At 67.4% G+C, this 15,255-nt stretch carries 15 protein-coding genes and 1 pseudogene; 7 read left to right on the top strand and 9 right to left on the bottom strand.

The window, feature by feature from the left end; genetic code table 11:
• Positions 1 to 10 precede the first annotated feature (10 nt).
• From AB0H93_RS31500 to AB0H93_RS31485, 4 genes are read right to left on the bottom strand one after another with little or no spacing between them, the layout of a single operon-like run.
• Positions 11 to 985 carry a PDR/VanB family oxidoreductase gene (locus AB0H93_RS31500; RefSeq protein WP_358577431.1) on the bottom strand — a complete coding sequence of 325 codons (975 nt, stop codon included), beginning with the start codon at positions 983 to 985 and terminating at the stop codon, positions 11 to 13.
• A complete protein-coding gene (locus tag AB0H93_RS31495) occupies positions 982 to 1,236 on the bottom strand; it encodes a hypothetical protein (protein WP_358577428.1) in 255 nt (84 codons plus the stop codon). The genes AB0H93_RS31500 and AB0H93_RS31495 overlap by 4 nt, the downstream gene beginning before the upstream one ends.
• A complete protein-coding gene (locus AB0H93_RS31490; protein ID WP_358577426.1) occupies positions 1,233 to 2,288 on the bottom strand; it encodes an aromatic ring-hydroxylating dioxygenase subunit alpha in 1,056 nt (351 codons plus the stop codon). Before AB0H93_RS31490 ends, AB0H93_RS31495 begins: the two co-directional genes overlap by 4 nt.
• Positions 2,289 to 2,314: 26 nt before the next feature.
• On the bottom strand, positions 2,315 to 3,664 hold the full coding sequence (locus AB0H93_RS31485) for an MFS transporter (RefSeq protein WP_358577424.1): 1,350 nt from the start codon (positions 3,662 to 3,664) through the stop codon (positions 2,315 to 2,317).
• Between the two features lie 476 nt (positions 3,665 to 4,140).
• Here AB0H93_RS31485 and AB0H93_RS31480 point away from each other — a divergent pair, with 476 nt between their 5' ends.
• Positions 4,141 to 4,908, top strand: a complete 768-nt coding sequence (locus AB0H93_RS31480; RefSeq protein WP_358577422.1) for an IclR family transcriptional regulator — start codon at positions 4,141 to 4,143, stop codon at positions 4,906 to 4,908.
• A 182-nt stretch (positions 4,909 to 5,090) separates the two neighbouring features.
• Here the strand turns inward: AB0H93_RS31480 and AB0H93_RS31475 are convergent, their stop codons facing one another.
• The 3 genes from AB0H93_RS31475 to AB0H93_RS31465 all read right to left on the bottom strand — a co-directional run bounded on the left by AB0H93_RS31475 (position 5,091) and on the right by AB0H93_RS31465 (position 7,779).
• The gene (locus AB0H93_RS31475) at positions 5,091 to 5,588 is read right to left on the bottom strand and encodes a hypothetical protein (protein WP_358577420.1); all 498 of its coding nucleotides are present in this window, start codon (positions 5,586 to 5,588) and stop codon (positions 5,091 to 5,093) included.
• Complete coding sequence (locus AB0H93_RS31470) at positions 5,585 to 7,012, bottom strand: ATP-binding protein (protein ID WP_358577418.1); 1,428 nt, start codon at positions 7,010 to 7,012, stop codon at positions 5,585 to 5,587. The genes AB0H93_RS31475 and AB0H93_RS31470 overlap by 4 nt, the downstream gene beginning before the upstream one ends.
• 80 nt (positions 7,013 to 7,092) lie before the next feature.
• The gene (locus tag AB0H93_RS31465; protein ID WP_358577416.1) at positions 7,093 to 7,779 is read right to left on the bottom strand and encodes a response regulator transcription factor; all 687 of its coding nucleotides are present in this window, start codon (positions 7,777 to 7,779) and stop codon (positions 7,093 to 7,095) included.
• A gap of 103 nt (positions 7,780 to 7,882) precedes the next feature.
• Between AB0H93_RS31465 and AB0H93_RS31460 the strand changes: the two genes are divergently transcribed.
• The 5 genes from AB0H93_RS31460 (at position 7,883) to AB0H93_RS31440 (ending at position 12,675) form a co-directional block, all read left to right on the top strand.
• On the top strand, positions 7,883 to 8,533 hold the full coding sequence (locus tag AB0H93_RS31460; protein WP_358577413.1) for a hypothetical protein: 651 nt from the start codon (positions 7,883 to 7,885) through the stop codon (positions 8,531 to 8,533).
• 35 nt (positions 8,534 to 8,568) lie between these two features.
• Entirely contained in the window at positions 8,569 to 9,615 is a 1,047-nt protein-coding gene (locus AB0H93_RS31455) for a peptidoglycan-binding domain-containing protein (protein WP_358577410.1), read from the top strand.
• 5 nt (positions 9,616 to 9,620) lie between these two features.
• A complete protein-coding gene (locus AB0H93_RS31450) occupies positions 9,621 to 10,334 on the top strand; it encodes an ABC transporter ATP-binding protein (RefSeq protein ID WP_358577610.1) in 714 nt (237 codons plus the stop codon).
• On the top strand, positions 10,331 to 11,524 hold the full coding sequence (locus tag AB0H93_RS31445; RefSeq protein ID WP_358577408.1) for an ABC transporter permease: 1,194 nt from the start codon (positions 10,331 to 10,333) through the stop codon (positions 11,522 to 11,524). The genes AB0H93_RS31450 and AB0H93_RS31445 overlap by 4 nt, the downstream gene beginning before the upstream one ends.
• Before the next feature lie 332 nt (positions 11,525 to 11,856).
• Positions 11,857 to 12,675, top strand: a complete 819-nt coding sequence (locus AB0H93_RS31440) for an SAM-dependent methyltransferase (RefSeq protein ID WP_358577406.1) — start codon at positions 11,857 to 11,859, stop codon at positions 12,673 to 12,675.
• Here AB0H93_RS31440 and AB0H93_RS31435 read toward each other — a convergent pair.
• Positions 12,673 to 12,902: pseudogene (locus AB0H93_RS31435) on the bottom strand (IS110 family transposase); the annotation flags it as partial. The gene AB0H93_RS31440 and the pseudogene AB0H93_RS31435 sit on opposite strands and share 3 nt — an antisense overlap.
• Positions 12,903 to 13,552: 650 nt before the next feature.
• A complete protein-coding gene (locus tag AB0H93_RS31430) occupies positions 13,553 to 13,750 on the bottom strand; it encodes a hypothetical protein (protein ID WP_358577404.1) in 198 nt (65 codons plus the stop codon).
• Between the two features lie 86 nt (positions 13,751 to 13,836).
• Here AB0H93_RS31430 and AB0H93_RS31425 point away from each other — a divergent pair, with 86 nt between their 5' ends.
• The gene (locus AB0H93_RS31425; protein WP_358577402.1) at positions 13,837 to 14,940 is read left to right on the top strand and encodes a hypothetical protein; all 1,104 of its coding nucleotides are present in this window, start codon (positions 13,837 to 13,839) and stop codon (positions 14,938 to 14,940) included.
• Positions 14,941 to 15,255 lie beyond the last annotated feature (315 nt).

Genomic DNA, 15,255 nt, shown 5'->3' with positions numbered 1-15,255 from the left:
TCTCCGTCGGTCAGAGGTCGAGGACTAGACGCGGGGAGCACGACCGGGACACGCAGATCATCATGGTGTCCGCTTCCGCCTTCTCCTCGTCGGTGAGCACGGAATCGCGGTGGTCCGGTATCCCGTCGAGCACGGTGGTCTCGCAGGTGCCGCAGGTGCCCTCCTGGCAGGACGAGAGCACGGCGACGCCGGACTCCTCGACGACCTCGAGAATGGATCGGTCGGCAGGAACGTTCAGGACTGCGCCGGTCTGGGTGAGCTCGACTTCGAAGGCTTCCCGCGGACCGTCGGTCGCGCCGGATTTCGGGGTGAATCGCTCGACGCGCAAGGCACCGGCGGGCCAGCTGGTGCAATGCTGCTCGACGGCCGCCAACAAGGCCTCCGGCCCACAGCAGTAGATCGCGGTGTCGGCGGTGTCCTGTCCCGGCTCGGCGAGCAGACTCGGTAGGTCGAGCAGTCCGCGTTCATCTTGCGGGTGGACCTCGACGTGGCCGGGATACCGGGTTTCGAGGTCGTTTCGGAATGCCATCGAATCCCGCGTCCGTCCACCGTAGACCAGGCGCCAGTCCCGCCCCGCCGCCGCGACCTCAGCGATCATCGGCAGGATCGGTGTGATGCCGATGCCGCCGGCGATGAACAAGTAGCGCTTGGCGTCCACTAGAGGGAAGTTGTTGCGGGGCCCGCGGACGTGGACCAGTCGCCCCTCGGACAGCTCGTCGTGGACGTGCTTCGAGCCTCCCCGTCCGGCTTCCTCCCGGAGGACGGCGACCTGCAAGGTGGACAGATCCCGCGGGTCCCCGCACAGCGAGTACTGGCGGATCAGGTCCTCGGTGAGCACGAGGTCCACATGCGCGCCCGGTTCCCAGGAGGGCAACGACTTCCCGTCGGGATGGCACAGGCTGAGCCGGACGACGCCGTCGGCGATGGTTTCCTTTCGTTCGAGCACGAGGTCCAGTTCGTGCTCGTCATGTGGGGTGGTCTTCATCGGATGTTCTCTTCCTGATCTCCCGCTGGAACCAGGACCGGTTCACCTGCGGGAAGTTTTGGTCCGGATTCGGCAGGGTGGTGCCCGGCGGGGTGTGCCAGCAGCCATTCCCAGAGCTGCACCGGGTCCTCGAACTCGCGCTCGGCGGCGCAGTGGCAGACGGCACGCAACCGATCAGTACCCAGCACCCAATGGATGCGGTATACGCGGTCGCCGGAGAGCATGGTTAGATTGGCGGGGATCTGGCTCATGAGATCGCGGCAGACGTGGGCTGCTGCGCGAGCTGACGCTGGAGCAAACGACGCGCCGCAAGCCCGCCGGTATCGATGTTGATCGACAACTCCTGGTAGCCCGCGGGTTCCGCCGAGACGACCCCCTCCAGCACGTTGAGGGCCTCCACATCCTGCAGCACGACGGTGCGGTTGTTCTCGGCGAGGAACTTCGAGACCTCCTCATCGCCGAGTGCGAAGTCTCGGGCCACCGACCAGAAATCGTGCGTGGAGTGCTCGGTCTCCGGCGTAATCGCGTAGACCACCTCGACGTGGAAAGCATCGGGGTCGCTCCCGTCGGGATTCGGAACGGACCCCACCGGCGCGATCCGGCTGTGCAGCTTGTACAGGCACGGTGGGGTGTACTCGATGTCCTGCCAGCGCGAGATGCGGCCCTGCAAACCAGTGGACTTGGCGTAGAAGGGCGGGCATTCGGCGTCGTCCATGTGCCGGGAGACGTAGACGATGCCGGCGTCGTCGTCGACCTCAGTGGTGATCGGGGTCGCGGCGACCTCCGGCGTGCCGATGTATCCGCCGTGCAGGTAGGTCTCGTGGGAGAGGTCGAGAAGGTTGTCCACCAAGAGGGAGAACCGAGCCTGCAGCGGTTCCATCCCGGCCACGGTGGTGCATGCCGGCGAGGCCAAATACGGCGCCCGCGGAATGCTCGACACATCGGCCTTCGCCGGGTCCCCGATGAACACCCACACGAACGAGTCCTGTTCGACGAGCGGGTACGGCAGCAGCCGAGCCGTGCGCGGAATCCGGCTCTGCCCGGGCACGAAGACGCATTTGCCGTCAGCTCCGTAGGTGAATCCGTGATAGCCGCAGACCACCTGGTCGTCCACGAGCCGGGATGGTGCCTGCGACAAGGGGAATCGACGATGCACGCACCGATCGGGCACAGCGGTCACCTGTCCACTCCTGGTGCGCCAGAACACGATCGGTTCGCCGCAAATGGTGCGGGAGAACAATTCCTGACCGATCTCAGAGCTGTAGGCGGCTACGTACCACTGATTCCGCGGAATGCTTGACATGATCAGCTCCTCTTCGAAGGGGAATCTCAGTTCGTGCTCTGCGCACTGATCGCGGGCGCGGGCTTGGGTTCGGCCGCAACAGCCGGGCGGAGCAGCAGGAGGAGGACGGCGGTGGCGGCGAAAACCACACCGACGGTCAGGTACAGGCTCTGCGGCGTCCAACCGACGTCGAGCAACGCTCCGGCGACCGCAGGCGCGGCGATGGCACCGATACGACCGATCCCGATCGCGGTGCCCACTCCGGTAGCACGGATGCCGGAGTCGTAGATGATGGGCGTGAGGGCGTAAAGACCGGCGACGCAGCCGTTGACCGCCACACCGATAGCGGCACCGAGGACCAACGCGGCGGCAAGAGACGACGTGGCCGCGATGAACACACCCAGCATGACCGCTGTCGACAGCACGTAGGCGATCAACACCGAGCGCAATGCGAAGCGCGCGGCCAGCAACCCGAGCAACGTGGCACCGAAGATTCCGCCGAGGTTGAGCAGGGTGCCTCCCGTAACGCCCTGCGCGGTGGACAGCCCAGCCTTGGTCAGCAACGTCGGCGTCCAGCTGGTGACGAAGTAGAACCCGGCCATGACCAGAAAGAACGCCGTCCACAACAGAAAGCTGGCGCGTCGCAGATCGGGCGACAGCAGCTTCCGGAACCCGGCACCGACACCGGCCTGAACAACGGGCGCCGCCGGCAGGTGGTCGAGCGTCGGCAGGCCGAGCTTGCGGGTCAACTGGTTGACCTTGTCAAGTGCACGTGCGGGACGGCGGGCGAGCAGGAAGTCCAGCGACTCCGGCAACAAGGCGAACACCACCGGAATCCCGACAGCCGTGGCCACTCCCCCGAACAGGAACACCGCTCGCCAGCCGAATTCGGCCAGCAGCACGACCGAAACGAGACCTCCCAACGTCGCGCCGAGCGCATAGCCCGTCGAGTTCAGGCTGACCACCAGTCCGCGCCAGCGACGGGACGCGTATTCGCTGGCGATGACGTTGCTGCTGGCCAGAATTCCACCGATCCCGACGCCGGTTGCGATCCGCAGCGCACCGAGCTGGGGCGCCGACTGGCTAACCGAGGACAGCAGCAAGCCGGCACTCGCAATCGCCAGGCACAGCAGGATCATCGGGCGTCTTCCAATGCGGTCGGCCCAGGGCGCGAGCAACATCGATCCGGCCGCCATGCCAACCAGTCCTGCCGACAGCAGCAAACCCAACTGGGCGCCACTGAGATCCCACTCGGCCATGACGGACTTGCCCGTGAAGGACATGACGAGCACATCAAACCCGTCGAGCATGTTGAGCAGCACGCAGACCGAAACGGCCGCCCACTGGAAGCGGTTCATCGGGCCTTCGTCGAGGCTTTTCCGCAGGGAGCCGGTCATCGGATCGGACTCCGGAAGCCGTGCAGAGGCAAAAGTCGCATGGCAGCACTCCGTTGTTGACTGCGTCGTGGTCGTCGACTCCCGCCGCACCGTTCGGGCGCGGAGACCGGGTAGTCGCTCATGGACTTGCGATCCGGTACCGGAAAGCATCTTCGGGAGCAGCGCCCGAACCAACGCTCTTTCCATAAAATGAAAAACCGAATGTGAGCTGGACCGCGTCCCTGCGACAACGGCAGAAGGCTTGCTCGCCCGCCGGCCGGCCCGAGCGTGGTCGACTCCTACGCGGCTGTCCCAGGACCGATCAAACCTGGTGATCGGGTACGCACTGCCTGGTCACGGGGTACCCGGCGGCGCTCGCCCCCTGGTACCGTCCCTGCGCTAGCGGATTTTCACCGGGCTACCTCGCTGGCTTGTCCTTGCAGCGGAACCCGGTCACGGCCGAAGGTGTTCGTGTCATCTGATGGGGGACGAGTGACGTGGCGCGTCGAGGTCGCCCCGCCGGCTCCACCGGCCCGGTCGTGGGCCGTGCCCTGCGGCTGCTGGATGCGTTCAGCGCGCAGCGTCCTGAGCTGTCCCTCAGCGAGATCGCTCGGCGGGCGGAGGTGCCGGTGGCCACCGCGCACCGGCTCATACACGAACTGTGCGGGTGGGGTGCCCTCGAACGCGGCGAGGACGGGCTGTACCGCATCGGGCTGCGGCTGTGGGAGCTCGGCTCGCTCGCCCCGCGCGGTCAGGGCCTGCGCGAACTCGCACTGCCCTTTCTTGAAGATCTTTCACAAATCTCGCGGGAGAACGTACAGCTGGCCATCAGGGAGGGCACCGAGGTCATCTTCATCGAGCGGATCGCGGGCTCCGGCGCGGTGCCCGTGCTGACCCGGGTGGGCGGACGGTTCGCACTCACCGCGACCGGTGTCGGCTTGGTCCTGCTCGCGCACGCCCCCGCAGACGTGCAGGACGAGGTCATCAACGGATCGATCGAGCGCTACACCAGCCACACGGTCACCGCCCCCGCCGAGTTGCGCCGGATGCTCGCCGACGTTCGGACGAATGGATTCTCCATCAGTGACGGGCAAATTTCACTCGACACATTGTCGGTCGGTGCCCCCATCTACGGCGGACACGAGCAGGTGGTCGCCGCGGTGTCCCTGGTCGTCCGCAACGGCGGCACGTCACCGCACGCCCTGGTCCCGCTAGTGCGTACGAGTGCTCGCGCGATCTCCCGGGCGCTGAGCAGCCCAGCCTGAAAACGGCGGTGCAACGACGCATTCCAACACGACCGCCGGAGAGCTCGTCCAAAATGGCCGCTGATCGGCAGATCAGCAGCCAAACTCCTTCGGCATGACTCCGTCCGCGCCCTGGTGCTGCGCCTGGCCGGCGAGAACTGCGCATCCTGCCGAAGGGGGTCCCGGCGGGAGGCATGTGGGGTTCAACGGGTGAGGAACTGGGGGCATCGGTACGGCCCCACCGTGCGGTTGGGGCCGACGAGGGTGACCTGGACTTCGTCGGGACGGGTCCCGTGCAGGAGGGATTCGGCACGGGCCAGGGTGCAGACCACTTGCCCGGTGAAGATTCCCGGGGAGGTTTCGACTGGCGTGTCGGGCAGTTCGACGGTGACCTGGCCTCGGTCGGAGGTCGCGTGGAGTTCCTGGTCGTCCCGCAAGAGGGTGGACAGCCCGCTGTGCAGCTCGGTCTCGTTGGGGCCGCCAAGGAGCAGTTTGATGGCCACGCGGAGATCGTTGATCTCCACGCCGGGGCGCGCTACGCCGCGCAGTCCGGAATCGGAGGCGAAGTACACGCGCATGCCCTGGGGAAGGCCGGTGGCCGGTTCGCCGGCACCGAGTACGTCGGTGGGCTGGACGCCACAGCCGGCGAGTGCCGCGACGAGGGGGGCGACGGCAGCCAGGACTGCGCGACTGCGGATCACGGTGTTCCTTCCACGTTGCGGGGCAGGCGCAGGGTGAACACGGCGCCGCCTTCGAGACGGTTGTCAGCGTGGATCGTTCCACCGTGGAGGTGGGCGTTCTCCTGGGCGATGGCCATGCCCAGGCCGCTGCCTTCGGATCGGGTGCGTGCGGTGTCGGCTTTGTAGAAGCGGTCGAACACATGCCGGATGACCTCCGGGTTGAGCCCCGGTCCGTGGTCGGTGACCTCGATGGTGATCTCCGCGTCGGATGCGCGCAGCGTGACGGTGACGGGGTGCGCACCGTGGCGCAGGGCGTTGCCGACCAGGTTGGCCACGATCACGTCCAGGCGGCGGCGGTCGAGCAGAGCGCGGACGCTCTCGTCGGGTAGGTCGGTGTGGACATCGTCATGCCAGCCGCGGACGGTGAGGGTGGAGCGGATCGTGTCGCCGACGTCGATCTCACTGCGATTGGGGTGGATGGCTTTGGCGTCGAACCGGGAGATTTCGATGAGGTCGTCGACGAGTCGTGCCAGCTTAGCGGTTTCCGCGCTGACGGTGCGCATCGCGGTCGCGCTGTCTGGCGGGAGCTGGTCGGCTTCTTCGTCGAGCACGTTGGACACGATGGTCATCGCGGTGAGTGGCGTGCGCAGCTCATGGGAGACGTCCGCGGCGAACCTGCGTGCCGTGGCCTCCTGCTCGCGTAGGTCGGTGACGCTGGTCTGCAGGGCTTGGGCGGTGGCGTTGAAGGTGTGCGCCAGGTCGGCCAGTTCGTCGTGGCCGGTCGGCTGGGCTCGGGCGCCGAGTTCTCCGGCGGCGAGCCTGCGGGTGGCGTCGCCCAGGTTCCGCACCGGGCGCAGGACGGTGCGTGCGGCAAGCAGAGCCAGGACGGCGGCGAGGAGGAGGATGATGGGGATCGTGCCGTTGCGGACCGTGCGCAGCAGGTCGCTGACGTCGCGTTCCTCGTCCTGGAGGGACACGATGGCGTAGACCTCGAGTCCGGACGTGCGGTGGGATTCCTCGAAGGTGACCGGGGTGCCGAGCACCAGCCAGGGTCGCCCGTCCTTCGTGATGCGTTGGACGTTGAGCCGGTCCCCCGTCCGGACAGCGGCTCGCATGGCGGGCGTGATGCGCGATTCGTCCGCCCCGGGACGGGACGATGCGGTGAGGCCCTGGTAGCCGACGATGACGTCGGCATCGCGGAGACCGGCCTGGGACACGTCATCGGCGAAGCGCTTGAGCGTCTGCCGGCTGGGGGGAACGTCGAATTCCCGCGCGAGGCCGCTGACGCGCTGTCGGAAGTCCTGTTCGAGCGCGGTTTGGGTGCGGGTCACGATGAAGTTCCGCGACTCGTGGTAGGCCAGGGCGGTGGCCGTGATCGCGCTCAGCGCCGCGACCAGTACGAAAGCGGCTACCAGCCGGGTGCGCAGGCTTCCGAGCAGCGGCATCGCCCGGTTTGCCACCTGGACTGCCTGCCTGGAGCGGATGCGTGCACGTGGGCGGAGTCCTCGACCGGAATCGAACCGGCTCATGGCCGTCCGAAGCGGTAGCCGAACCCGCGCACGGTCTGGATGTAGCGGGGTTGTGCGGGGATGTCCTCGATCTTGGTGCGCAGCCGCCTGACGCAGGCGTCGACCAGCCGGGAGTCGCCCAGGAAGCCGTGCTGCCACACCAACTCGAGGAGCTGTTCGCGACCGAGGACCCGGCCGGATGCACCGGAGAGCTCCAGCAACAGCCGCAGTTCGGTGGGCGGCAGCACGATCGGCGTGCCGTGTTTGGTGACGGTCAGCGCGGCCCGGTCGATCACTAGGCCGTCGAGCTCGGTGGTGTCGGTGCGGGCCGGTTCGACGCGACGGAGCACGGCGCGGATGCGAGCCTCCAGCACGCGGGCGGTGATCGGTTTCACGACGTAGTCGTCGGCGCCCGCCTCGAGGCCGCTGACGATGTCGAGGTCGTCGCTGCGGGCGGTGAGCATGATGATCGGTGTCGCGCCCAGGGCCCGGGTGCGGCGGCACACCTCGAAGCCGTCCATACCGGGCAGCATCAGGTCGAGCACCACGATCTCGATCTGGTTTCCGGCGGGCCGTGAGCGCAGCAGGGCCAGTCCTTCCTCACCGGTGCCGACGGCGTGCACGTGGTGGTTGTGCCGGCGCAGGACGAGTTCTATGCCGTTTCGCACGGAGTGGTCGTCTTCGATGAGCAGGACGTGCGGCATGACGCCCATTATGGGCACGACGACCTGCGTCCTCCGATCTTTGTTACGTGCTCATCACACCGTCATGGAGGTGCCATCACATCGGGCCGCGAGGGTGAATCCCATGACCCGATTCGACGGCGCGAGCCGCAAGCCCCCCGGCCTGCGTGCTGCGACCCTGATCATCGCCGCCCTTGCCACGCTTCTGGCCGCATGCGGCGGGCAGGACCAGCCCGGCGGCGGAATCGCCTCGGCCGGCGACCCGCCGCCCACTTCCCCGGCAGCTGGGGAGCCAGCCCCGACTGGCCGGCAGGGCGGCAAGAGCGCCTTCTTCGACGCGCAGCTCAAGTACGTGCAGTGCATGCGAAGGAGCGGTATCGAGGACTGGCCGGATCCCAAGCTGAGCGGCTATTCCGACTGGTCGAAGATCCAGGTCGTCCAGGCAAGACTGCAGTCCGGGCCGAACGCCCGGCAGGGCCAGGACAAGCTCACTGAAGCCATGCGGACCTGCATGCCGGAGATGCAGGCGGCGGATGCGCTTGAACCCCAGCGGGACGCCCAGCAGGAGTACGAGTCGATGTTGGAGCACGCCAAGTGCATGCGCAACAACGGCGTGTCCGCCTTCGCCAATCCCACGATGCAGGGCGGCCAGGTCATACCCGGTGGCGACGCGAATCCCACCGGCTTGTCGATCGATCAGGACTCGCCCGCCTACAAGCAGGCTCGCGAGGCGTGCAAGGACAAGCTGCTCGACGGTCTGGACGGCATGCAGTGAATCGACGCACGGCAATCAAGTGCGCCGCCGTTGCGATGGCCGCAGCGGCGGTGGGGGGCAGCACGCTGGTGCTGGCCGGTTGCGGGAACCGGGGGGCCAATGAGGACAGGGCATCTGCACTGCCTCCTTCCACCACCGAGATCACCCGGACCGACCTGGTAGAGAGCAAGACCGTGGACGGTCACTGGGACTTCGCCTCGCGCCGCGCGGTGAAGGCGGCTGTGGACGGCACCGTGACCACGGCCGCCACCCTGGGCAAGACGGTGGAGCGCGGTCAGGCGCTCTACAGCTTGAATGCCAGGCCGGTCGTGCTGCTCTACGGCACGACGCCGGTCTTCCGCGACATGAAGCTCGGTGACAAAGGGCCGGATGTCCGGCAGCTCAACCAGAACCTGCGTGCTCTGGGCTACGGCCGCGGGCTCAAGGCCACCCAGGAGTTCGACGGCGCCACCGAGGCCGCGGTGAAGTCCTGGCAGAAGGACCTCGGCATCATCGATCCCAGCGGCGTGGTCGGCCAGGGCGATGTCGTCTTCCAGCCGGAGGCCGTCCGGGTGGTGTCCGCGGACGCACCGCTCGCCGAGCGGGTCGGCCCGGACAAGCCGGTGCTCACGGTGGCATCTCCGCAACCGATCATCCTGGCCGACCTCGATCAGTCCGATCAGGACCTGGCCAGAACCGGGACCAAGGTCGAGGTCACCCTGCCGGAAGGCACGACCGTCCACGGCGAGGTCTCCAAAGCCATCCAGCCCGACGCCACCTCTGATCCCAGCAGCGGCGGGACGAGCGGCAGTTCCACGCAGTCGGGCCTCAAGGTGGAGATCACCCTGGCCGAGCCGGTGCAGGACGCAGGCGCCCAGGGCACGGCGAGCGTGCGGTTCATCCAGGAAAGCCGCCAAGGCGTACTGACGGTCCCGGTGGAGGCGATCGTGGCGCTGCGGGAAGGCGGGTACGGACTTCAGGTCGTGACCGGCGACCAGGTTCGGGTCGTCCGGGTCGAGCCCGGCATGACCGCTGACGGGCGTATCGAAGTGACCGGTCCAGGCTTGGCCGAAGGTATGAAGGTCGGGGTGGCCACGACGTGAACAACCTGGCACCGGCCGTCATCGAGCTGCGGGAAGCCACCAAGACCTACCCCGGCGGCGTCCATGCCCTTCGCCGCGTGAACATGCGGGTGTGCCAAGGCGAGCTGGTGGCGATGGTCGGTCCATCCGGATCCGGTAAGTCGACGCTGCTCAACCTGATCGGCACTCTGGACAGGGCATCGAGTGGCCAGGTCAAGGTCGCGGGGTACGACGTGGGCGGGTTGTCCGACACCGAGCTCTCAGCGCTGCGCGCCCGGCACATCGGGTTCGTCTTCCAGCACTTCCACCTCGCCCCGGGACGCGATGCGGTGACCAACGTGGCCGACGGACTGCTCTACGCGGGCGTCCCCCGCAGGCAGCGTCGCGACCGCGCCCGCACCGCTCTGGAACGGGTAGGGCTGGGACACCGGCTCGGCCACGAGCCGAACCAGCTCTCCGGCGGGGAGAAGCAACGGGTGGCGATCGCCCGCGCCCTGGTCGGCTCCCCGGACCTGCTTTTGGCCGACGAGCCCACCGGCGCACTGGACACCGCATCCGGTGAGGTGGTCATGGAGCTGCTGCGCGAGCTTCACCGGGCGGGCACGACCGTCGTCGTGATCACCCACGACAACGACATCGCCGATGCGATGCCACGACAGATCCGGTTCCGGGACGGTGAGATCGTCTCCGATGCGTGCACAGGCGCCGGGGTTGTCGCGTGCCAGGAGGTAAGCCGATGAGCGGGAGGCTTACCGCCGCACGCATGTCGCCTGCCGACATCCTGCGGACCGGCGCGACCGGCTTGCGAGCCCGGCGCACCCGGGTTGTGCTTTCCGCCCTGGGCATCGCGATCGGTATCGCGACGATGGTGGCCGTCATCGGCCTGTCCACGTCCAGCCGGGCGGATCTCATGTCGCAACTGGATCGGCTGGGCACCAACCTGCTCACCGCCGAGGCAGGCAAGGACCTGGACGGCAATCCGGTCAAACTGCCCAAGAACGTGGTCGCCATGGTGAATCGGGTCGGGCCTGTCGAGAAGGCCACCGCGACCGCCGAAGTCGATGCTCGGGTACGCCGCAGCGACGTGGTCCCCAAGGAGATGCCCGCGGGCGTGACCGTGCAAGCGGCTCGCTTGGACCTGCTGGATGCCTTGAACGCTCAGGTTGACAGTGGAACCTGGTTCACCCCGGCCAGTGAGAACCTGCCCGCAGCAGTACTCGGGCACATCGCCGCCGAACGCCTGGGGGTGACCGTTGCCGGTGAGAGAATCCTCCTCAACGACACCTGGTTCGTCGTCGTCGGCGTACTCGCCCCGGTTGAACTCGTGCCGCAGTTGGACCGGGTAGCCATGGTCGGGTTCTCCGCCGCCGAGCGATACCTCGGGTTCGACGGGCACCCCACCACCGTCTTCGAACGATCCTCGGACGAATCGGTGGAAGCCGTCCGCGGCGTCCTCGCTCGCACCGTCAACCCCGGCGCCCCGGAATCGGTCCACGTCAGCCGGCCCTCCGACGCGCTCGCCGCTCGCGCAGCCACCGACAAGGGACTGACCACGCTCATGCTGGGGCTGGGCGCCGTGGCGCTGCTCGTCGGCGGTGTCGGCATCGCCAACACGATGATCATCTCCGTTCTGGAACGCCGTCAGGAGATCGGTCTGCGTCGCGCCCTCGGCGCGACCAAAGGCCACATCCGGATGCAGTTCCTCACCGAAGCCCTGCTGCTGTCCGTGCTCGGCGGCGCGACCGGTGCGGCATTGGGAGCGATCGCAACCGCCATCTTCGCCGCCGCACAGGGATGGACCGCAGTCGTCCCGGCGTGGGCGCTGGGCGGCGGCATCGGGGCAACACTGGTCATCGGCGTCATCGCCGGTCTCTACCCGGCCATCCGCGCCTCACGACTGCATCCCACGGTCGCTCTCAACACCACATGAACCGCAGGACCTGCCCAACTCCGCGTGTCCGCCCCGCCAACGTGCGCGGGGCTAGTCCAAGACCGGCGCCCGCCCACGCAGGCAATCTGGTGAACCGCATTAGCCGACAGACGGTCATTGCGGCCAGGACCAGGTCGCCGCTCGACCAACACCAAGCGCACGACACACCTGCGTCCTCTTGACCGTTCTTCGCATTGCCTGATCGCAGGCTGCGACGAGTGCAAGTCGCGTCGGTAGAGTTGCTGCTCGGGCAAGCACATCTCTCTATCGGATCCGTGGACGAAAATGTTGATCGCTGAAAGCACAGAGGTGCTGCGATCGGGAGGAACACGATGAGCGACGGGATTCGGCGCGGCAGCGTCGACCTGCGGACCGACCGGGCGCACGGCGCGCGGATCTACGACTACATCCTAGGCGGCAAGGACAACTACGCCGTCGACCGGGCTGCCGCGGAGGCCACCAAGCAGGTCTGGCCCGCGCTTCCAGTGCACATGCGCGCCAACCGCGAATTCATGCACCGCGCCGGCCGCTACCTGGCCGCCGAGTGCGGCATCGACCAGTTCCTGGACATCGGTACCGGCATTCCCACCTCGCCGAACTTGCATGAGGTCGTGCAGGAGGTGCGGCCGGAGGCCCGCGTCGTCTACACCGACAACGACCCCATCGTGCTCGTGCACGCCCGCGCGCTGATGTCCAGCACCAAGCAGGGCTGCACTGCTTACGTGGACGTCGACCTACGCGACCCGGACACGATCCTGACCTCCAAGGAGTTCCGCGAGACCTTGGACCCGAGCCGGCCGATCGGGCTGATGCTCATCGCGGTCGTGCACTTCATCGAAGACGACGACGAGGCACTGGACGTCGTGCGGCGGATCATCGACGTGCTGCCCTCCGGCAGCTACATGGCCGCCACGATCGCCACCGACGACTTCGCCCCGGAGATGCTGGCGGAGGTCCGCCGGACCTACCACGAGCACGGCGAGACCCTGCGCTGGCGCTCCCGGGCCCAGGCCGCCCGATTCTTCGACGGCCTCGAACTGGTCGAGCCCGGGATCGTCCAGATGCACAAGTGGCGCCCGGACTCCGACGCCGACCTCGACGTCCCGGAGGCCGACATCGCCATGTACGGCGCCATCTCCCGCAAGCCCTGAGTCGGGGCAGGTCTGGATGCTGATCAGGGCAGAGGTGCAGAAGACTCGTTGCAGCGGCCGACTGTAGCGCTGGGGCCTGCGCAAGTTGCGCTGACACGGCCGGAGTCGCGGGGCACCGGTGTTACACCGGCGAGGCTGGCGAGTTGATCAGCAGAAGCGAATCGGCTCATGTCTCCAGTTGCGGCGAGGAATTCGGCGCCGAGTAGGACACCGATACCGGGCATCGCGCCGGGATGTCTGTCGAAGACCCCGCCGAAAACCAGCCGGAGGGCGTGCCCGCCCGTCTCCGCTGCCCAGCTCCACAAAGGACCCCGCAGTTCGGGACGCTCCTCGAGCACTCGCCACGGCTCCGCCGGAGGTGCACCCGGGAGGAGGTACAGCGGCACGTCCAGCCGCCTCGTGCTCGCCTGGAACGAGCGGGACCGCCGACCGCTGGTCGCATCGTTCGTGGCCGCCGCGCTAAGTCATCGCGACAGCGCCCTGACCGCGATGGCTCGATCCCAGTCCGGTTGACGCCGTACATGCCTAGCGACGAGTGGCTCAGAGCCTGTTGGCGAACAGTAGATCTGAGTCCTAAATGGACGATCTGCTGGGAGTGGACCCCGAAGGCGCTATCTACCAACAGGCTCTGAGAAGGTCTCACCCACCCACTGGCGGATCCCCGTCATCGAGGGGTTCGCGCAGGGGATTGTCGTTGCACGGCTGCGTTGTCGCCACCGGCGGACCCATCCCAATCAGGCGACCGCGCCTTCCTGGCCGCGCCACTGCACCAGCTGCCAACGCACGTGCTGCACCGGATGCGGTTGCTGGTCCGGCCGGACACGGTGCTCCGCCGGCACCGCTCGAGAGCAGGAACCAGGCGACCTCTGGGAGCGTTTCAGCCGCGCCAGCTCGGCGTCGTCGGGCAGCTGCGGGTCAGAACGGGTTGTCGTCCTCCTCGTCGCCGCCCGGCCCCCTTGGACAGGGCGGCCTCGGTCGACGGCGTCAGCCCGAAGTGCGCCGCAAACGCACGCAGTTCCGTCCCGGCCGCTTTCGCGATCCCCACCGCCAGGTTGGTGGTGGCCCGTGATCGCACCACCGCTTCTTCGACGATTGTTGATCGGATTGTCGGCCGGTTCTGCCAAGCTGCGCTGCGACGATCCGATGAAAGGACGCAGCGGCATGACCGAACAATCCCTGCTGGACTCCCACCGATTACCACTGCCACTTCCCCCCGACCCCCTGAGCCCGATTCCGGACGAAGTCGAACGCGAACTGGCCGCCTACCGGGCAGGCGACGTCGCGCAAGCGCAGACCTCGCTGAGCACGATCGCCGGATCGGGGCGCACCGCCGTGTCCGGACACGCGGCCATGGCGCTGGCGGGGATCGAACTCGCCGAGAACGGCCTCAGCGCCACCTGCAAGAAGTGGCTGGAACAGGTCGTCACGGGCGAGGATCCCTGGCTCGGGCCCTTGGCCGTGGTGATGCTCTCCGCGGACTTCGAGAAGCACATCGCAGGACCCGAGCCCCTGCTCAGCAACCTCGCCAGCCAGCTCACCGGAGACCTGACGGCCGCCCGGAAGGGATTCGAACAAGCCCTCATCCACCTCGAAGAAGCGTGGGAGCACGAGTCCGAGTACGACGACGATGCCATCAGCGCCATCCTGAACCAGCGGGACATCACCAAACTCCTCCTGGGCAACGTCCTGATCCAGACCGGCGACTCGGCCGCGGCCCGCAAACCGCTGAGCAGTGCGAGATCGCATTGCGACGGCCTGCTCGCGGCCTACGCGAGCTATCTCGAAGGACACGTGCTCCACGAGCAGGGAGAGAACGAACGCGCGAGCCGGGCGCTCTTCTACGCCGCCGACGAGGCCCACCCGAGCCGCTCCGGGACCGAGGGACTGCTCCCGTGGGCCCTGATCCGGTACGGCGAGTTCCTGGCGAGCAACCCGTGGCTGGACATCGTCGTCGACCAGGTGGAGGAGAACCACACGAGCGAGGGCAGCGTGATCCGGTTCCCCTTCGAATCCGCCCTCAGCTTCAAGAAGGTGAGCCGGCCCGCACTGGCCGATATCGGCCTCCACCTGTTCCCCGCTTCCGCGGACTTCGAACCGGTGCACGCAGCCCTGGAGCGGTTGAAGGCCTGGAGCGACGAACGGTACGAACGCGCCCGCAGACTGATCCTCGTGCTCCACCAATACGTCGACGACTGGCGCAACGAGGAGAAGACGCAAAAACTGGCAGAGCTGTGGAAGGAGCTCGACCTTCCCCACCTCCGCTGAACAGCCGGGGAAGCCGACAACTTCCCCGGCAACGCGAAACACCAGTCCCGCGATCTGACTCGCCGAAATCCGGCACCGCGGGCAGGTACCCGTGAGTTCGGCGCGCCGCAGAAAGACTTCACCCGTGTTCAGTTGCAGCAAGAGCTTGCGCGGAATGGCTTGCGCGGCGCGTCGGACGACGGCCCGAGCGGCTCTCCACATGAGAATCTTTCGCAATCCCGTTCGGGTTGTCCGCCGGAAGTGGTGCGTTGTTCTTCAAGACAACACCGGACTTTCATCGCGCCTGGATAAACCTTGAGCGACGAACGTCGATCT

The organism is Saccharopolyspora sp. NPDC050642 (assembly GCF_040654735.1).
GTDB lineage: Bacteria > Actinomycetota > Actinomycetes > Mycobacteriales > Pseudonocardiaceae > Saccharopolyspora > Saccharopolyspora elongata.
The sequence above is the reverse complement of the archived record's forward strand: the minus strand, read 5'-3'. Positions and strand labels throughout refer to the sequence as shown.